The organism is Nitrosomonas eutropha (genome assembly GCF_003201195.1).
GTDB classification, from domain to species: Bacteria; Pseudomonadota; Gammaproteobacteria; order Burkholderiales; family Nitrosomonadaceae; genus Nitrosomonas; species Nitrosomonas eutropha.
Window position 1 is genome coordinate 1 of record NZ_QICQ01000014.1, and the last position, 17,216, is coordinate 17,216.

15 protein-coding genes and 2 pseudogenes are annotated in these 17,216 nt (G+C 48.8%); 7 read left to right on the forward strand and 10 right to left on the reverse strand.

The window, feature by feature from the left end; translation table 11 throughout:
• Positions 1-160, reverse strand: a pseudogene (locus tag C8R14_RS06530) (IS481 family transposase); the annotation flags it as partial.
• A gap of 144 nt (positions 161-304) precedes the next feature.
• Here C8R14_RS06530 and C8R14_RS06535 point away from each other — a divergent pair.
• Together C8R14_RS06535 and mgtE are read left to right on the forward strand one after the other, a co-directional pair.
• Positions 305-1,017 (forward strand): annotated as a pseudogene (locus tag C8R14_RS06535) (IS5 family transposase).
• Positions 1,018-1,463: 446 nt separating this feature from the next.
• Positions 1,464-2,906: a magnesium transporter gene (mgtE, locus tag C8R14_RS06540; protein ID WP_011633602.1), complete on the forward strand. Its 1,443-nt coding sequence runs from the start codon at positions 1,464-1,466 to the stop codon at positions 2,904-2,906.
• 10 nt (positions 2,907-2,916) lie between these two features.
• On the opposite strand, the gene C8R14_RS06545 is transcribed toward mgtE, so the two are convergent.
• The 9 genes from C8R14_RS06545 to C8R14_RS06585 all read right to left on the reverse strand — a co-directional run bounded on the left by C8R14_RS06545 (position 2,917) and on the right by C8R14_RS06585 (position 13,401).
• A complete protein-coding gene (locus C8R14_RS06545; protein ID WP_011633601.1) occupies positions 2,917-4,044 on the reverse strand; it encodes a nucleotidyltransferase domain-containing protein in 1,128 nt (375 codons plus the stop codon).
• Positions 4,037-4,945: an HprK-related kinase A gene (locus C8R14_RS06550; protein WP_011633600.1), complete on the reverse strand. Its 909-nt coding sequence runs from the start codon at positions 4,943-4,945 to the stop codon at positions 4,037-4,039. The genes C8R14_RS06545 and C8R14_RS06550 overlap by 8 nt, the downstream gene beginning before the upstream one ends.
• A complete protein-coding gene (locus C8R14_RS06555) occupies positions 4,942-5,229 on the reverse strand; it encodes an HPr-rel-A system PqqD family peptide chaperone (protein ID WP_011633599.1) in 288 nt (95 codons plus the stop codon). Before C8R14_RS06555 ends, C8R14_RS06550 begins: the two co-directional genes overlap by 4 nt.
• A 24-nt stretch (positions 5,230-5,253) precedes the next feature.
• Positions 5,254-5,691, reverse strand: a complete 438-nt coding sequence (locus C8R14_RS06560) for a hypothetical protein (RefSeq protein WP_011633598.1) — start codon at positions 5,689-5,691, stop codon at positions 5,254-5,256.
• A gap of 273 nt (positions 5,692-5,964) precedes the next feature.
• Complete coding sequence (locus C8R14_RS06565) at positions 5,965-9,174, reverse strand: efflux RND transporter permease subunit (RefSeq protein WP_011633597.1); 3,210 nt, start codon at positions 9,172-9,174, stop codon at positions 5,965-5,967.
• A 95-nt stretch (positions 9,175-9,269) separates the two neighbouring features.
• A complete protein-coding gene (locus tag C8R14_RS06570) occupies positions 9,270-10,766 on the reverse strand; it encodes an efflux RND transporter periplasmic adaptor subunit (RefSeq protein WP_011633596.1) in 1,497 nt (498 codons plus the stop codon).
• Entirely contained in the window at positions 10,763-12,139 is a 1,377-nt protein-coding gene (locus C8R14_RS06575; protein WP_242500193.1) for a TolC family protein, read from the reverse strand. Before C8R14_RS06575 ends, C8R14_RS06570 begins: the two co-directional genes overlap by 4 nt.
• Positions 12,140-12,295: 156 nt before the next feature.
• Positions 12,296-12,667 (reverse strand): hypothetical protein, encoded by a 372-nt coding sequence (locus tag C8R14_RS06580; protein ID WP_041353668.1) that lies wholly within the window; start codon positions 12,665-12,667, stop codon positions 12,296-12,298.
• A gap of 137 nt (positions 12,668-12,804) precedes the next feature.
• Positions 12,805-13,401, reverse strand: a complete 597-nt coding sequence (locus C8R14_RS06585; protein ID WP_049753145.1) for a Maf family protein — start codon at positions 13,399-13,401, stop codon at positions 12,805-12,807.
• A 68-nt stretch (positions 13,402-13,469) separates the two neighbouring features.
• Here C8R14_RS06585 and C8R14_RS06590 point away from each other — a divergent pair, with 68 nt between their 5' ends.
• Genes C8R14_RS06590 through fabD form a run of 5 tightly spaced genes read left to right on the forward strand, consistent with a single transcriptional unit; the run spans position 13,470 to position 17,192 of the window.
• Positions 13,470-13,973: a YceD family protein gene (locus C8R14_RS06590; protein ID WP_011633592.1), complete on the forward strand. Its 504-nt coding sequence runs from the start codon at positions 13,470-13,472 to the stop codon at positions 13,971-13,973.
• A gap of 24 nt (positions 13,974-13,997) precedes the next feature.
• Positions 13,998-14,180, forward strand: coding sequence for a 50S ribosomal protein L32 (gene rpmF, locus C8R14_RS06595; protein ID WP_011633591.1), 183 nt, complete (start codon positions 13,998-14,000; stop codon positions 14,178-14,180).
• A 50-nt stretch (positions 14,181-14,230) separates the two neighbouring features.
• Entirely contained in the window at positions 14,231-15,277 is a 1,047-nt protein-coding gene (plsX, locus tag C8R14_RS06600) for a phosphate acyltransferase PlsX (RefSeq protein WP_074709557.1), read from the forward strand.
• Between the two features lie 16 nt (positions 15,278-15,293).
• The gene (locus C8R14_RS06605) at positions 15,294-16,250 is read left to right on the forward strand and encodes a beta-ketoacyl-ACP synthase III (protein WP_041353666.1); all 957 of its coding nucleotides are present in this window, start codon (positions 15,294-15,296) and stop codon (positions 16,248-16,250) included.
• A 3-nt stretch (positions 16,251-16,253) separates the two neighbouring features.
• The gene (gene fabD, locus C8R14_RS06610; RefSeq protein WP_011633588.1) at positions 16,254-17,192 is read left to right on the forward strand and encodes an ACP S-malonyltransferase; all 939 of its coding nucleotides are present in this window, start codon (positions 16,254-16,256) and stop codon (positions 17,190-17,192) included.
• Positions 17,193-17,216 lie beyond the last annotated feature (24 nt).

Here is a 17,216-nt window from a genome sequence, read left to right on the forward strand (position 1 = left end):
TCGGTGCATCGTGGGTGAATTCCCGCTTCCGCCACTTCGCTACCGTTTTTGGATTAATCCCATGCCGCTTGGCCAGAACATTCAGACTCTCTTGACTATTTTGTATCGCTCGACGCACCGCCGCTGTCGTGCGGGCGCTTCCGTGTAATATCTGTCCCATAAATCATCCCTCCGTAGCTGGTTATATGTTACACCAGCACACCGTGGGACTAAACATCTAGGGTCTGTTCCTATTTGATCTCAATATTGATTTAAAGAAGTAAGCTCGTATCTTCGTAGCTCTCACCAACAATACGAACTTGCAATGCCCCGATTACTGCCCAATGCTGAGCTCTGGTCAAAGCCACTGACCATTTTGCTTCACAATCACCTCTACAACAAGCAAGATTTGCTGTATGACTGTCGAAGGCATACTGTACCGCAGTGGTACCGGTTCATTCGGGAGCTGGAGCAAGGTTTATAAACGATTCACCGCCTGATCTGCCAGCGGAAAATGGCTCAAGGTATTTCAGGCTCTGGTGGTTGAGCCGGACATGGAGCGGGTTTTTATCGATGGTAGCTATCAAGGCTCACCAGCACAGTGTGAGCGGTAAGGATAAGGCAGTCGGAAAAAGCCGGGGCGGTGCAAAATTCACATGGCGGTAGATACCCACGGACTTCCCCCATCGCATTCGATATTACCGGTAGTCAGATCAATGATTGCACACACGCATTGGCTTTGCGCTCCAGGCTGGGCGCGGCTCAATCCATTATCGCAGACAAAGGACTATGACAGTTAGGCCATTCACGATCAAAGCGAACAACAAGGTGCCAAGGCAGTCATTCCAGGGAAGGGGTAACTCCAAAACAGATAATGCAGATCCGGAGCGAGGACTATACCGGTACCGACACCTGGTAAAAAATATTTTCGCACGGTTGAAACAGTGCCGGGCGGTGGTCCTGTGCTTTGATAAATTCAAACAAAACCACGAAAGCCTCGTGGCTATGGTTTGTACCTTCCTGTGGTTACCAATGTGAAATGGGAACAGGGCCATAGCAATCAAGAAAAAAACACAGCAGTAACAAACCACACTGCCTGTTGTGTAACTGTCCCGTAAAAATTCCATGCTAAAATAAAAAGCAGTTACGGGCGTGCTATCGAGCCCAAACAATGTCAGCTTCCCTGTCTTCTCTGTACCTCGCAGCTGATGTGTTTTGCGCTGCAATAATTATTGCGTTCGCGAGAAAACCCGGTATTTTTGCCACTGGTACCTGACTGCAACCAATAATGAAGGCAGAAACAGGGATTGTTTATCTTTACTGCCGATAGCATTCCGGACATCCCGAGAAACTTCACGGAGTCATTTTTCCTTGCCCATTTCTCAACTGATATTTCTGATATCAAATAATCATGCAGCTGATACGCGCACTTCATTGATTCTTATAACGGCTTCCAGCCAACAAACACGATTACCGGTTCAGCCATGACTGAAGAACATCACGAAAATCAGGACGAAAACCTGGAAAGCAAACTGCAGAAAATTATCTCCCTACTGCAAAGATACAAACTGGTAGAAGGTTTCGTTCGTCTGCAGGATACCCCAGAGCCAGAATTGATTGAATCAATCATACAAAAACAGAATCTCGCCAATCTACGTGGAGCGCTGGATAAACTTCATCCGGCAGATATTGCCCGTATTCTGGAGATGATCCCACTCGAAGATCGCTTGATCGTCTGGAGATTTGTCAAGGCTGAGCATGATGGTGAGGTACTGCTCGAAGTCTCCGATGCCGTTCGCCAGACGCTGATCGAGGATATGGACAGCGAGGAGCTGGTTGCCGCGGCAGAGCAGCTGGATGCAGACGAAATTGCCGATCTGGCACCGGATTTGCCCAGCGACGTCATGGAAGATGTTTTCCGGGCATTGCCCATGGAAGAACGTGAGCAACTGCGTGCAGCCATGTCCTTCTCTGAAGATGCAGTGGGCGCGCTGATGGATTTTGATGTCATTATCGTACGTGGAAATGTGCGTATCGAGGTTGTTCTCCGCTATTTACGCCGACTTGGTGAATTGCCGGATCACACCGATCAGCTGTTTGTAGTTGATCGTAACGAACACCTGCAAGGAACTCTGTTGTTGAACCGATTGCTGGTTAGCGATCCAAACACCACCGTAACTGAAGTCATGACGCCTAAAACAGTCAAATTCCTTCCAGATGATAAGGCTGAACAGGCAACAGATGCATTTGAACGTTACGATCTGATAACAGCTGCAGTTGTTTCCCCGGAAGGAAAGCTGCTAGGCAGAGTAACTGTTAATGCGGTCATTGATTTCATGCGTGAAAAGGCTGATCTTGAAGCACGCAATCAGGTCGGGTTAAGCGAAGAAGAAGATTTATTCGCTCCCGTCTGGAAAAGTGTCCGCAACCGGTGGGCCTGGCTAGCGATCAATCTGGTTACAGCATTCTTTGCTTCCCGCGTGATCGGACTTTTTGAAAATTCAATTGAAAAACTGGTTGCACTGGCTGCCCTGATGCCTATCGTAGCCGGTGTTGGCGGTAACTCCGGCAATCAAACGATCACCATGATCGTGCGCGCCCTTGCACTGGGGCAGGTCAGTCAAGGCAGCACCCTCAAACTGATCACCAAGGAAATCAGTGTCAGTATCGTTAATGGTATCGTCTGGGGAGGGCTCGTAGGGGTATTTACTTATGCCATCTATCAGAATATACAGCTCGGCCTGGTAATGTCGCTTGCCATGCTGTTAAACCTCCTTCTCGCTGCATTTGTCGGGGTACTCATCCCGCTGACACGCAAAAAACTGGGGCGTGATCCAGCACTTGGCTCCAGTGTCATGATTACTGCCGTCACTGATAGTGGAGGATTTTTCATTTTTCTGGGGCTGGCAACACTTTTTTTGCTGTAATTTTCCAGAATCACCCGTTCCGCCTGGCACGAGCGCTCTTACCAGGAAATACTGACAAATAAAACTTGTAGATCAGATGTGGCAACAGGCGATACAACGGCATGCGCAGCCAGTGGCTGCGCAAGTAGAGCAACAAACGCGCGAGTTCCGCCCGTTTTGATGGCTGATCAGGATGTTGCGGCAGCAACGCCAGCGGCACGCAATTATGCATGATGCGTAATGCCAGCCAGCCAGGTTGATGATTTAACCGTTTTTTCAGTTGATCCGGAACCGATGAGTGCAGTAATAAACGACTAAAATAGAGGCTGTAAAAAAGCGGTCTACCCAGCCCAAGCCGGTTGGCGCGATTGATCAGCTTCTCCTGGAAAGACAACTGTTGCTGGCTGAAAAATTGCAAAATTTCATGAAAATCCAGCAAGTGACGTAGATCATCGGCCAATTCATTGTTCTGAAACAGATTGACTGCGCAGTGTAACAGCATGTCTTCCGGACTCAGCACATAAACACCTTCATCCTCCACTTTGATCGCTGCTTCCTGGAACGGTAGCGGATCAATTTTCAGATTGCCCAGCGGTGAGGAAAGCGTGTGATGCACATCCACCTCAACCCCGCGCTCAGGATGCACCAACGCAGGAATTTCATGGCTCCATTCACGGTAATAGCGTTCATCATAATTGGTGAGCGCGTGGTGCTGCCAGCCTTTTTCCGACAGCACAGATTCAATCTGACCAAGAGCTTCCTTCGAAACCAGTAAATCCAGATCAGCAAAGATGCGCCCGGCAGCGTTCGGCAAATCTTGTAGCTGATACGCCATGCCTTTAAGTACGATGATCAGGATCTCTCGGCCATCGAGCGCCCACAGTATTCGACTCAACTCCCAATTTACCGATTGCTGCTGTTTTTTTACCTGAATCAAACTGGAGCGCAACAGATTGACAGCTCGCTGCGGAATTTTATCCAGCAATCCATCTTTTTCCAGCCAGGCAGCAAGGTAACCAAGCAACTTTGCGCGTCTTGCCACTCGCAACAGCAACTCCCATTGCGAATTACTGTAATCGATCAGGACAGCAGGCCGGATAATCGCTTCCAGCAGTAACTGGTGATGATCCAGCCTGGTATCAACCTTAAACTCAGCCATCGGTCAGTTCATCCAATGCAGCCAATGCACTGTCAAAATCGGAATACACCAGTTTGCGACACTCGCAGCTCCGAACCAGTCGCGTCACCGCATCAAATGCAGTTTCCCCCAGCACTTCGTAGTTGAATGCGTTTGTTGCAAGCAACAGAAACGCCTCGGATTGTGGCAAAGACTCCAGCCGCAAAGCAGCACCAGCTACCCATTTCGGGAAAACAATCCAGCGGGGTTGGGCAGCCTCATCTACCCGCTCAATACTTTCTTGCGGTGGACGTATATGCGCAACCGTGCCCTTTAATGTGCCAGGTATTTCTGGCCCCAGTATGGCTTCTGGCAGATAATCACGAATGATTTTAATGGATTGATTTTTGAGCGGCATCAGCCGGGGAAGTGGAAAAAAATCACCGATTTCAGGAGCCATCAGTCCGAATTCATCAGAAAACAGACGATAACCACGGTGCATGAGCATAGCGCTCAAAGTTGTCTTGCCGCTGCCCGGCCAAGCCGGCAGCAGTAGCACATGGCCGTTACGTTCCACTGCGGCAGAATGAAACAGCAACAGATGATTGATGCGCATGGCAATGACAAGATTCACTCCCCATTCCAGGGTCGCCAGTGCCTGCTCTACGGAAACAGGCGGAAACGGGGAGCGGCCATCAACTTCGAATCGGATCAATCGCGCAAATGGCTGTCTGATCGAGCGCTTGGGAATGACTCGGACATGAAATTCAACAATCTCGTCCTCATCCGCCAGTGAATAGTGAGCATACATCTGGTGAAGCTGATGAATAAGTGATGGTAACCGGGTTTGAACAGATAGGTTGAACGGACCCATCTTTACCCGCAGACCTTGGCCAGCAAGCAATACACGCAATTCATCCAGTGAAAGCTGTTCGACCTTCACTCGTTTTCTTTTACCCTCTCGATCAGCCCTAGCGCCTCATAACGCTGTAAGGTCTGGGCAATTTTCCCGAAAAATTGAGTATCAGGCTGTAATGAAAAATGTACTGATAACTCCTGACAGATTGTATTGAGCCTGAGGGGAGAGCCATCAAGTATCGTCAGAATATGCAACCCCATTTCATTCAAAAAATGGGTTTTCCCGGATTCAGGCTGGAACACGGTAAATTCACCATCCCAGTTTTCTATATACAGTGACGAAAAATGAGATGAATACCAGCTATTCATTCAATTTACCACTATTGCCAATTATTATAAATCGCTGAAAAAACCTCTGCCTTGAAGAGATTGAAACGCAGTCACTGAAATCAGAATGCCTCCGCCTGTTTGGCAATTCTCTGCCTGTGTTGCCAAATCTTGCGATGCATCACCCAAGGCTGCTGTCGGATTCATGCCTAAATCATAAGTGGAGCTACTTTCTTCAATAGGACCATCTCCGGGATTGACACACACGATTCGTGCTTGTTCCAGATCATTCATCTTCTTCGCCGCCGAATCCAGATCTGTAACCGCGCCTACCAGATTACTCGTCCGTGCCAGTGCTGCCCCGCTATGTAAGGTCATGATGACGGGAATGGCAACAGTACTTTTGAGCAATCGTCTGCGAGCCGGTTGGGAAAGAAGAGCAGCCGTCGTCTGTTTACTAGCTGCATCCTGTTTCAATTGTTCCGGTATATTTTTTTCCGACATGTTCAGTCACCTCTCATGCAAAGTTTCAGGAAAAATCAGTTGCCAGTATAACAATAGCCGGCAAAAAATAAGTTCTTAATATGTCTTTAATTCTATAAACAAGCATATTTCATGCCATATCCAAACAGTATTTTTTATATCATAAAAAACAAAAAGATAAATTTATTTACCTATCTAAAAAATTCCTGGCTCACCGAGATGTAAAAAAACTCGACACCCAAATGTTTCAAAAAATGGCAACTTGTCTCAACAATAGATCCGTCGGAAATAACCTCATCCGGCTTTTGCAGCCAGCAGCATTTCTGTTTTTAGCTGATGATCCGTTCCCCAGTGTTTGTAAAGCATATGGTACAACACTGGCAACACCAGTAATGTCAGGATAGTCGAGGAAAGGATGCCACCGATCACCACTGTAGCCAATGGACGCTGCACTTCTGCACCCAGACCGGTTGCTAGCGCCATGGGAATGAAGCCAACTGCATCGGTGAGCGCAGTCATCAATACTGGCCGCAGCCGTGTCAGTGCACCAGTTTGGACAGCATCCATCAGCGCATGCCCATTCTGACGCAATTCCCGGATAAATGTCAGCATGACCAGCCCGTTCATCACTGCAATTCCTGACAGGGCGATAAATCCGATTCCAGCAGAAATAGACAGCGGAATATCACGCAACCATAAAGCCAGTATTCCACCTGTCAGTGCGAATGGCACGCCGGTAAATACCAGCATGCCATCCCGAAAATTACCGAACACAATGTAGAGCACAACAAAAATCAGCGTTAGCGCGACCGGCACCACAATTTGCAGACGTTCCGCAGCTGAAATCATTTGTTCAAACTGCCCCCCCCACGCCAGCCAATACCCTGGGGGAATCTGTATTTCTTCATTCACCAGCGTCTGCGCTTCCTTGACGAAGGAACCAAGATCACGCCCGCGCACATTGGCAGATACCACCACCCGCCGCTTCCCGTTCTCACGGCTGATCTGGTTTGGCCCCTGCGCAATTTCAAAATCGGCCACCTCGCCCAGCGTCACAAAGGCAGCTGATCCAGCTGATGGCATCTGGCCAGCCAGCATCCCCTCCTGCACCCCAGACTGAACCGGCAGACCAATCGGCAGGTAGCGTAATGCTTCAATATCCGTACGCAATGATTCGGGTAGCCGCACCTGCAGCTCAAAGCGGCGATCTCCTTCAAAAATCAAGCCTGCGCTTTTGCCACCAACCGCAATGGCCACAGTATCTTGCACATCTGCAACATTCAAACCATAACGTGAGATATTTGTGCGATTGGCTTGAATAGACAATACCGGCAATCCGGTTACTTGTTCCACTTTCACATCCGCAGCACCTGGCACGGTTGCCACCAACGCTTCAATACGTTTCCCCACAGCGAACAACTTATCCAGATCGTCGCCGAATACCTTGATCGCCACATCGGCTCTCACACCGGCGATCAACTCATTGAAACGCATTTCAACCGGCTGGGTAAATTCATAATTGTTCCCTGGTACCTGCAATACTGCCTTTTCCATTGCAGCAATCAGCTCATCCTTGGTCCGGTAGCGGCCAGACCATTCCGATCGCGGTTTTAGCATGACAAAAATATCAGCCACACTGGGAGGCATCGGATCCGTTGCAACCTCTGCCGTTCCAATCTTGCTAAATACCCGCTCCACTTCAGGAAACGATTGGATTACTTTTTCCAACTCGCTTTGCATGGTGATAGCAGTAGAAAGGCTCGTCCCGGGAATCCGGATCGCGTGCAACGCAATATCCCCTTCATTCAGGTTAGGTACAAATTCGCTGCCCAGGCGGGTTACCAATAATATCGATAAAACCATGATGACTGCAGCAACGGTAATGGTTAGGCCCTGATTGCACATAACTGTCGCGAGCATCGGCTGATAGAAGCGTTTACACCACACAACGATCCAGCTTTCCTTTTCTGCCACTTTGCCAGTCAGAAACAGGGCTATCGCTGCCGGTACAAAAGTCACCGATAGAATCAACGCACCCAGCAATGCTGCCACCACAGTAAACGCCATGGGATGAAACATCTTACCTTCGACACCAGACAAGGCAAAAATCGGCAGATAGACGATCATGATGATCACCTGTCCGTAAATCAGCGCACGCCTTACCTGCTGAGTTGCTGTGAAAACCAGTTTCAGTCGTTCTTCCCGGCTTAACGTCCGTCCCAACCTGGCTTGTTCCTGGGAAAAACAGCGGATACAGTTCTCAATGATGACGATAACGCCATCCACGATAATGCCGAAATCCAGTGCGCCCAAACTCATCAGATTAGCGCTGACGTGATTAGCCGCCATGCCGCTAAATGTAAACAGCATCGATAACGGGATAACGAGTGCGGCAATTATCGCCGCACGAATATTGCCCAGAAACAGGAACAAGACAACGATCACAAGAGAGGCCCCTTCAACCAGATTACTGGCCACGGTATGAATCGTGCCATCAATCAACGTGGTTCGATCGTACACCGGAACAGCCACCACTCCAGCTGGCAGCGAACGGTTAATTTCCATCAGTTTATTGGCAACTGCATGCGCTACGGTACGGCTATTCTCTCCGATCAGCATATGGGCAGTTCCCAGCACCACCTCTTCACTATTACGGGTAGCAGCACCTGTACGCAACTCCTTGCCAATCAGGATATCAGCCACATCCTTGATGTGCAGCGGCGTACCTTGCCTACTACCCAGCGTAATCTCGCCAATCTCATCCAGATTGGTAACCTGCCCCGGTAAACGTACCAGGTACTGCTCGCCACGCTTCTCGATGTAACCCGCCCCCAGATTGAGGTTGTTGCGCTCCAGTGCAGTAACAATTTCCTGCAGGGTCAGGCCATAAGCGATGAGTTTTTCCGGATAGGGTGTGACGTGATATTGCTTGACGAATCCGCCGATGGTGTTGATCTCTGTCACCCCTTTCACCATGCGTAATTGCGGCCGGATGATCCAGTCCTGAATTTCACGCAGATCAGTGGATGTATAGAGTGCGCCATCCGGTTTACGCGCGCCCGCAATACTTTCGACCGTCCACATGAATATTTCCCCTAAGCCAGTGGAAACAGGCCCCATTACCGGCTCGACACCAACCGGCAATTGCCCTTTCGCCTCCTGGATACGCTGACCGACCAATTGACGGGCAAAATGAATGTCGGTTCCATCCTGAAATATCACCGTTACCTGGGATAACCCGTAGCGAGACAATGAGCGTGTGTAATCCAGCCCGGGCAACCCTGCCATAATGGTTTCTACCGGGAAAGTAATGCGTTGCTCGACTTCCATGGGTGAATAGCCGGGTGCGGCCGTATTGATCTGCACCTGCACATTGGTAATGTCAGGCACGGCATCAATCGGCAATCGCTGGTAGCTATGCAAACCCAGCACGGCCATAGCCAGAACGGCCAACAACACCAATCCGCGATGGCGAATCACGACATGTAGAATATGTTCAAACATGAGTAGTATCTCCGCTCAATGTTGCCGCCAAAAACAAGATAAAACAGAAAACAGGCAATATGGCCCGGTTACGCAGACGATCAACCCATGTTTCCTCAATGCTCATGTACTGCTCCAGCCTTCCCCAGCTCTGATTTAATGATGAAGCTGTTACTCGCTGCGTAGTCTTCGCCTGCAAACAAGCCTTCGACTACCTCAGCCATCTGGCTATCGCTGCGGCCTAGTTTGAGCGGACGCATTTCGAAATACTCTCCGTAGCGACCAAACACTACCGACTGGTCATTCAGTGTCTGTATCGCTTCCAGCGACACCGCCACCGGGACTTCGACTGCTTCGGTCTGCAAATCGGCCTTGACGAACATGCCAGGGCGCCATTGTTCATCCCGATTATCGAGCTGCACCCGGGCAATAGCTGTGCGTGTTTGCTCGTCAAGCAGTGTCGTCACGTAAATTACCTTACCTTCCCGCGTCAAATCATAGGCATTTGCCCGGATGACAGCCTGCTGACCTATGTGAACCTGATGCAGATTCCGGGGGAATACCCTGACAGCCGCCCAGACTGTGGAAATGTCAGCAACGATATACGCAGTCTTATCCTCCTTGACGACCTCTCCTGTAACAATTGCTTCATCAATGACAATCCCGGAAATAGGAGAACGGATTTTATAATGCGCAATATTTTCCCAAGACAACCCGGATTCTGGTTGTACGCCCAGCGCTCGCAAGCGCTCGGCTGCCAGCTGGGTTGCTATGCTGGCTTCTTCCCGTTGCTGTTGTGCCACAAGGTAATCCTGTTTTGCTGTGATTTTTTCCCGCCACAACTGCTCTTCCCGATCATAAATTGTTTGTGCCAGCACCAAGCGCTTGCGGGCAAGCAGGTATTGACTGCGCAAATCGGCCAGCATGGCACTTTCCATGATCGCAAGTACCTCTCCCTTTTTCACTCTTTGTCCGTGATGGCGTTTAATCGACACCACCATGCCGGGCAAACGCGGCACGACATGCACGATATGATGTTCATTGAAAATAATTTCGCCCGGCAGCGTAATTTTAGAGTGAATGGCGGCAGGACCAGCTGTGGCCAGTTCAATACCGTTGCTTTGCATCGCCGTATCGGACATTTCTACACGCGCCTCAACCTCGCTGTGATGCCAGCGATAGGTCTTGCCCTGATATTCAGCGACAATGATCAGCTCGAAAGAATGAGGTTCTCCCACTTCCTGATCGCTAACCAGATAGTCACTTTCCGGCCTGAAGTGAAACAGTTGCGCCGGCCTGCCAAGACGGGACAATACAATCGTTACCTTTACTTCAGTCGGTGCCAGTGGTTGTTTCTGTCGATATGGATAGAGCCTGAATTGTGGAAACGTGCCACTCTCATGAATAGTCAACTCAAGGCTTAAATCATCTTCCGAGAACAGCTCCCCGCCCTTCGGTCCGATTGTTGATTGATGTTCAGTTGTCCCTGCAAAAGAATGAGATGACTCTTCAGCATCCGGCAGCCTGAATTTATCCTGGATCAAAAGCAACGCCCCTAGCAAAATGCCAACCAGAATAACTGCCACAATGGGTAATCGTCCGCTAACGTTCATTGATTACGCTCCTTCCCTTGAGTATTGAGCTTTGTGTAATCTGCAGCTGAATCAGCAAGCGGTGCTGCAATCAACTGCTCGATGATATTGACCAGACGTTGATAATTGGCCAGTGCCCGCACATAAAGAATACGATTCTGGAAAAAAGCGCGCTGGGTATCCAGCATTTCCAGAAAACTGAATTTACCCAGCTGGTAACCCCGATTGGTAATCTCAAAGGCATTCTGCGCACCCGGCAACACCTCATCATGCAATACCCGAATCTCATTCCGGGCAGCCAGCAGATTCTCGTAGTTACGTGCAAATTCTGTTCTAAGTTGCAATTCAACGGACGCGCGTTCATCCATTGCTTTATTCAGGCGCTGGCGGGCTTCCAATTCATTTCCCTGATTACGATCGAAAATTGGAATAGGAATAGATATATCCAGCACAGCAGTAGTCTTGTTTAGACTGAAATAGCGCTGAATACCTGCACCAACTGTTACATCAGGAATTTTATTCGCTTTTTGCAACTCGACCATCGCCTCACGCTGCGCGATATTTTTAAGGCTTTGCAGCATAATCGGGTTTTCTTCAAGGCGTTTTACCAGCTGATCAAATTCCGGTATCTCAACAAATGATTCCAGTTCTCCCAAGGCCTGGCCGAAGCGCGGCTCCGCCTCCCCCCAGAGAAGCGCCAACTTTGCCCGCGCCGCTGACAAATTGCGCCTACCCTGTTCCAGTTCAATACTCGCAGCGGATAATGCTACCTTTGAACGAGTAGCTTCAATAGGCGGCGCTTTCCCCGCTTCGACCCGTTTCACAACTGTTTTCATTGCCTTTTGCATCAGACGCAAAGTGTCGTCCATCACGCTTACATGCACCTGATTTTCCAGCACATCAATAAAAGCATTAGCAGTACGGGCAACAACTTCCAACCGTTTGGCAGCATAAGCCTGATCGGCCAGCTCCTGCCCCAGTGTTGCCACATTCACCCGGGCAGATCGCTTACCACCAAGCTCAATCAACTGACTGATACGGAAAGTTGTAAACCTTTCTATATTCGGGTTAGAGGAATCAATACTTTCTGCCCCAACACTGAATTCAGGATTTTTCAGCAAACCGGCCTGTAATTTTGTCCCTTCATAAGCAGCCACTTCTCTGGAAAAAGCTGCCAGTTCAGGATTATTCTGCAAAACCTGCTGCAACGCCTGACGCAAGGTCAGATCCTCACCTTTCTCAGCCGATATATTGATGACTGGATGAGTATCGGCATAAGCCATACCATGCCCCAAGATAGGTATAATTCCCGCAAAGAATGATGCAAAGACCAGCACCATCTGCCTTGTACGAAGTTGTCGCAATATTGCCTTCGCTGTCTGATACTCAATCACGATGATTCCCCATGAACAGTCATGCCGTAAGTACACACCGGATATCACGAAAACAACCTCAATATTCAAAATACAAGACTGTTTCTGCAACAGCGTCGGACGGCATCCAGATAATCATCCGGCATGCCGAAACCGCCATACCGGTAAAAAATTGACTCAGGAGAAAAAGCGGGGCGGACGAAAAAAAGGATCAGGAACCGATTCCGGGAAAGCGTTAACTACACTTTCGACCATCACCTCCCTGGTTGCAACAGTGACTATCTGCAAAGCCGGGTGCAAATAGAAAGGTTGAAACTGGCCGGCAGCATGCAGGCACAAATGGGTAGCAGCATCCCAATCTATGGTGCTATCAAGCGTTTGATGTAACTCAAGATGTTTATCGGGATACATCAGAAACAACTCCCCGTGATGCAGATGAGCCAGTTCGTGTGCGAATATCTTACTGTTGAATGACCATCCAAATGTATTTGCCAGCATGCTGACAAGAAATGTCAGAACGATGAATCTGGCAGCAAGAGGTTTATTCATTTGAAAAATATTGGCATACATCAATTTAACAGCTGGTAATATAACACTAACACGTAAATTCGAGTATCCGTCATCTCAGGATTAACAGGAGAAAACCAGAAAAACCATTCGGCTTTCTCAAGTAAAAGCCCAAGTGGTTACAGTATCTCCACGCCTTCCATCATTAACATCTCTACCAGCGCTATTAACGGTAACCCGATCAACGCATTGGGATCTTCCCCGGTTATACGTTCGATCAGGGCAATACCCAATCCTTCCGATTTTGCACTGCCCGCACAATGGTAAGGCTGTTCTCTCGCGAGATAACGTTCAATCTGATCATCATTTAACTCACGATACTTCACCGAGCAAGGAACAATACGCGCTTGCAGACAAGCTGTACGACTGTTAAATAAACATAGCGCCGTATGAAAAACAACCTCCCTGCCACGCATCAAGCGCAGCTGCCGAACAGCATTTTCATGATTCAGTGGTTTGCCCAATTGTATTTTATCCAACGTAGCAACCTGATCCGCCGTGATAATGAGTGCATCAGGAAACTGCTTTACCAATGCATACGCCTTTTCTTTTGCCAGGCGCAGTGCTGTCACATCCGGCGTCTCTTCAGGCAAGGCAGACTCATCAATGGCCGGATTTGCGGTTTCAAAAGGGATTTGTAAATGCTGAAGCAGTTCACGCCGATAAACCGAGCTGGAACCCAGCACAAGCCGGGGGTAAATAGTGCGACTTTTCAAAATATTATAGTAGTATACTGATTGGTAATTTTGACACTTTTCCATAAAAAATATAACATGCGCGCCTTATGTCTGACCAACTTGTTATCAATACGCTGGATTTTGTCCGCAGCAACAGATTCCTTCAAGGAAGCATCCCTTTAGTTAACCTTGAACGACTGTACAGTTATCTGGCAAATACATCAGGAGAGCTAGTCTATCTGATCTCCGGGCTGTTTGATGAGCACAACAGGCCTATGCTGAAAATATCAGTCAGCGGAAGCGTTGCTTTAAATTGCCAGCGCTGCCTGGGGAAAATGGAATATGAACTTGATCTGGAAACAGGACTGCTTCTGGCCAGAAGTGCAGATGAGCTGTCACGTTATGACGAAGATATTTTTGTGGATGCGATTTATGCTGCGAACGAACTGAGTGTTCTAACTCTGGTAGAGGACGAAGTCATTCTTGGCCTGCCGATATCTCCTCGTCATCAGGATACCGGGTGCTGCCTGTCAACCGAAACCGGAATACATGCAACCACCGCAAAAGAGCATCCTTTTACCATATTGGCATCGTTGAAACGAACACACTAAATTGATATTTTTGGGAGTTAAATTATGGCTGTACAACAAAATAAGAAATCTCCTTCCAAGCGCGGGATGCATCGTTCCCATGATGCATTAACCAACCCGCCACTCGCGATCGAGCCGACTACCGGAGAAACACATTTACGGCATCACATCAGCCCGAACGGTTTTTACCGTGGGAAAAAAGTAATTAAAACTAAAAACGACGATTGATGACCCCAGCTGGTTCTTCATCATATCTGCCGCCCACCCCTTTTTGACACGTGAGCATAACAGTAGCAATTGATTGCATGGGTGGTGATCACGGCCCGCATGTCACGGTCCCGTCGGCTGTTGAATATCTGCGTCATGACCGCGACACCAACATTATCCTGGTTGGCAGGCCAGAGATCCTCACGAAGGAATTGAATGCGCTTAACATATCGCCTGACTCGCGACTCAGGCTGTATCCGGCAAGCGAGATCGTTGGTATGGATGAACATCCGGCTATCGCTCTACGCAACAAAAAAGACTCTTCCATGCGTGTAGCGCTTAACCTGGTCAAAAACGGTGAGGCGCAAGCATGCATCAGCGCAGGAAATACGGGAGCATTGCTGGCAACCTCACGCTTTGTACTCAAAACCATCCCGGGAATAGATCGCCCCGCATTGGCAGTCGTTCTGCCTACTATTTCAGGACATACCTATGTGCTGGATCTGGGGGCTAATGTCAACTGCACGGCTGAACACCTGTTCCAGTTTGGTGTAATGGGTGCAACACTGGTTTCATCTGTCGAGAACAAGCCCAATCCAAGTATTGGACTCTTAAATATTGGTGAGGAAGATATCAAGGGTAATGATGTCGTCAAACAGGCAGCGGGATTATTCCGTAGCAGCGGCCTGAATTTTTACGGCAACATTGAGGGGGATGATATTTATCGCGGGACGACCAACGTCGTAGTATGCGATGGTTTCGTTGGCAATGTCGCGCTCAAGACTTCGGAAGGATTGGCTCAGATGCTGGCCAGCTACCTGCGTGAGGAATTCAGACGCTCTTTATTCAGCAAGCTAGCAGGGTTGGTAGCTCTGCCGGTAATCAATGCCTTCAGGCGGCGCGTTGATCATCGACAGTACAATGGCGCCAGTCTGCTGGGATTGCGTGGTACTGTCATAAAAAGTCACGGATCTGCCGATAGCTTTGCATTTCGCTGCGCCATCAAACGTGCTGTAGATGAAATACGCGGTGGCACCTTGCGACGCATTGTCGAACATATTGAAACACTGCGATACAACATTGAGCAAAACATTACACAACCGGCATCAGTAGAGTGAGCAACTGAACATGGCTATGTATTCACGCATAATTGGTACCGGAAGCTATCTGCCGGAAAAAATCCTGACCAACCTGGAGCTTGAATCCATGGTTGATACCAGTGATGAATGGATACAGGCACGGACTGGCATCAAACAACGTCATATTGCTGCGCCGGGCCAGATGGCCAGCGACCTTGCTTTGGAGGCCAGTCGAAATGCCATCGAGGCTGCAGGTATTCAGGCAAGTGATATTGATCTGGTAATTGTTGCAACCACAACGCCGGATATGATTTTCCCAAGCACAGCTTGTATTCTGCAAAATAAACTCGGCATATCTGGTAGCCCTGCATTTGATGTTCAGGCCGTCTGTAGTGGGTTTATTTATGCCTTGGCTACAGCGGATATGTTCGTCAGCTCCGGAAAATCCCGTAACGCACTGATAGTTGGCAGCGAAGTATATTCCCGGATTATGGATTGGAACGACCGCAGCACTTGTGTTCTGTTTGGAGATGGCGCAGGTGCGGTAGTTCTTACCCGGGATCAAAAACCGGGAATTCTCTCATCCCATTTACACGCAGATGGAAGCTATAGTCAGGTTCTTTCAGCCCCTGCCTCTATTCATTCCGGAAAGATACAAGGCACACCCTTCATCACAATGGAAGGCAGCACGGTATTCAAATTTGCCGTTAAAGTCCTGGAAGAAGCGGTACTAGAAGCATTGCATGCAAATGATCTACAATCTTCCGATATCGACTGGCTGATCCCTCATCAGGCCAATATCCGTATTATCACCTCAACAGCGAAAAAGCTGGGTATACCTGAAGAGAAGGTAGTAGTGACTGTTACACAACATGGCAATACTTCAGCTGCTTCTGTGCCGCTGGCACTGGATCAGGCAGTTCGAGACGGGCGTGTCCAGTCAGGCCAGCATGTTGTGCTGGAAGGTGTGGGAGGTGGATTCACCTGGGGATCAGTTCTGGTACGCTGGTAAAACATGAAGATTGCTTTTATTTTTCCCGGGCAGGGATCTCAGTCAGTCGGTATGATGGATGGTTATTCAGAACTTCCATCAATACGTGAGACGTTCAATGAAGCATCAGATATTCTGCAACAGGATCTGTGGTCGTTAGCCAGTAACGGACCAGCAGACACTTTGAATCTCACAACCAATACCCAGCCTGTCATGTTAACCGCTGACGTGGCCATCTACCGTGCATGGCAGCAGGCAGGAGGTACCCAACCACATTATCTGGCCGGTCATAGTCTTGGCGAATATGCTGCGCTGGTAGCTGCCGAATCGCTTAGTTTGGGTGATGCCCTGAAATTGGTTCGTCATCGCGCAGAAGTCATGCAAGAAACTGTTCCCGAAGGAACAGGAGGCATGGCAGCCATTGTCGGGCTGGATAATGACACCATTTCTTCAGTATGCGCTGAAGTAATAAATATGCTGCCAGATACATCACTGGAACCAGCGAACTTCAATGCCCCAGGCCAGGTCGTCATCGCTGGCCATTCTCAGGCAATTGCACAAGCAGTAACACTCGCAAAATCAAAAGGAGCAAAACTGGCGGTTATACTGCCAATGAGTATTCCTTCACACTGCTCACTCATGCAACCAGCAGCCGAGAAATTTGCACTTCTGCTGGAAAAAATCACATTCCAACCTCCCCGGATTCCTGTTTTGCACAACGTCGATGTCCAGCAGCACCCAGAAATAGCTTCTATTCGTGAGATACTTGCGCACCAGCTCGATAATCCGGTTCGCTGGACAGAGACAATTCAAGCCCTTGCGGGACTAGGTGTAAGACATGTTGTGGAGTGTGGTCCAGGCAAAGTGTTATCCGGACTGACGCGACGCATTGATAAGAATCTGGAGAATATTGCACTAACTGATTCTAACTCCTTTCTCAAAACGGTAGGAACGTTGAAATAGTACGTCAGTAATACATCATTAGAA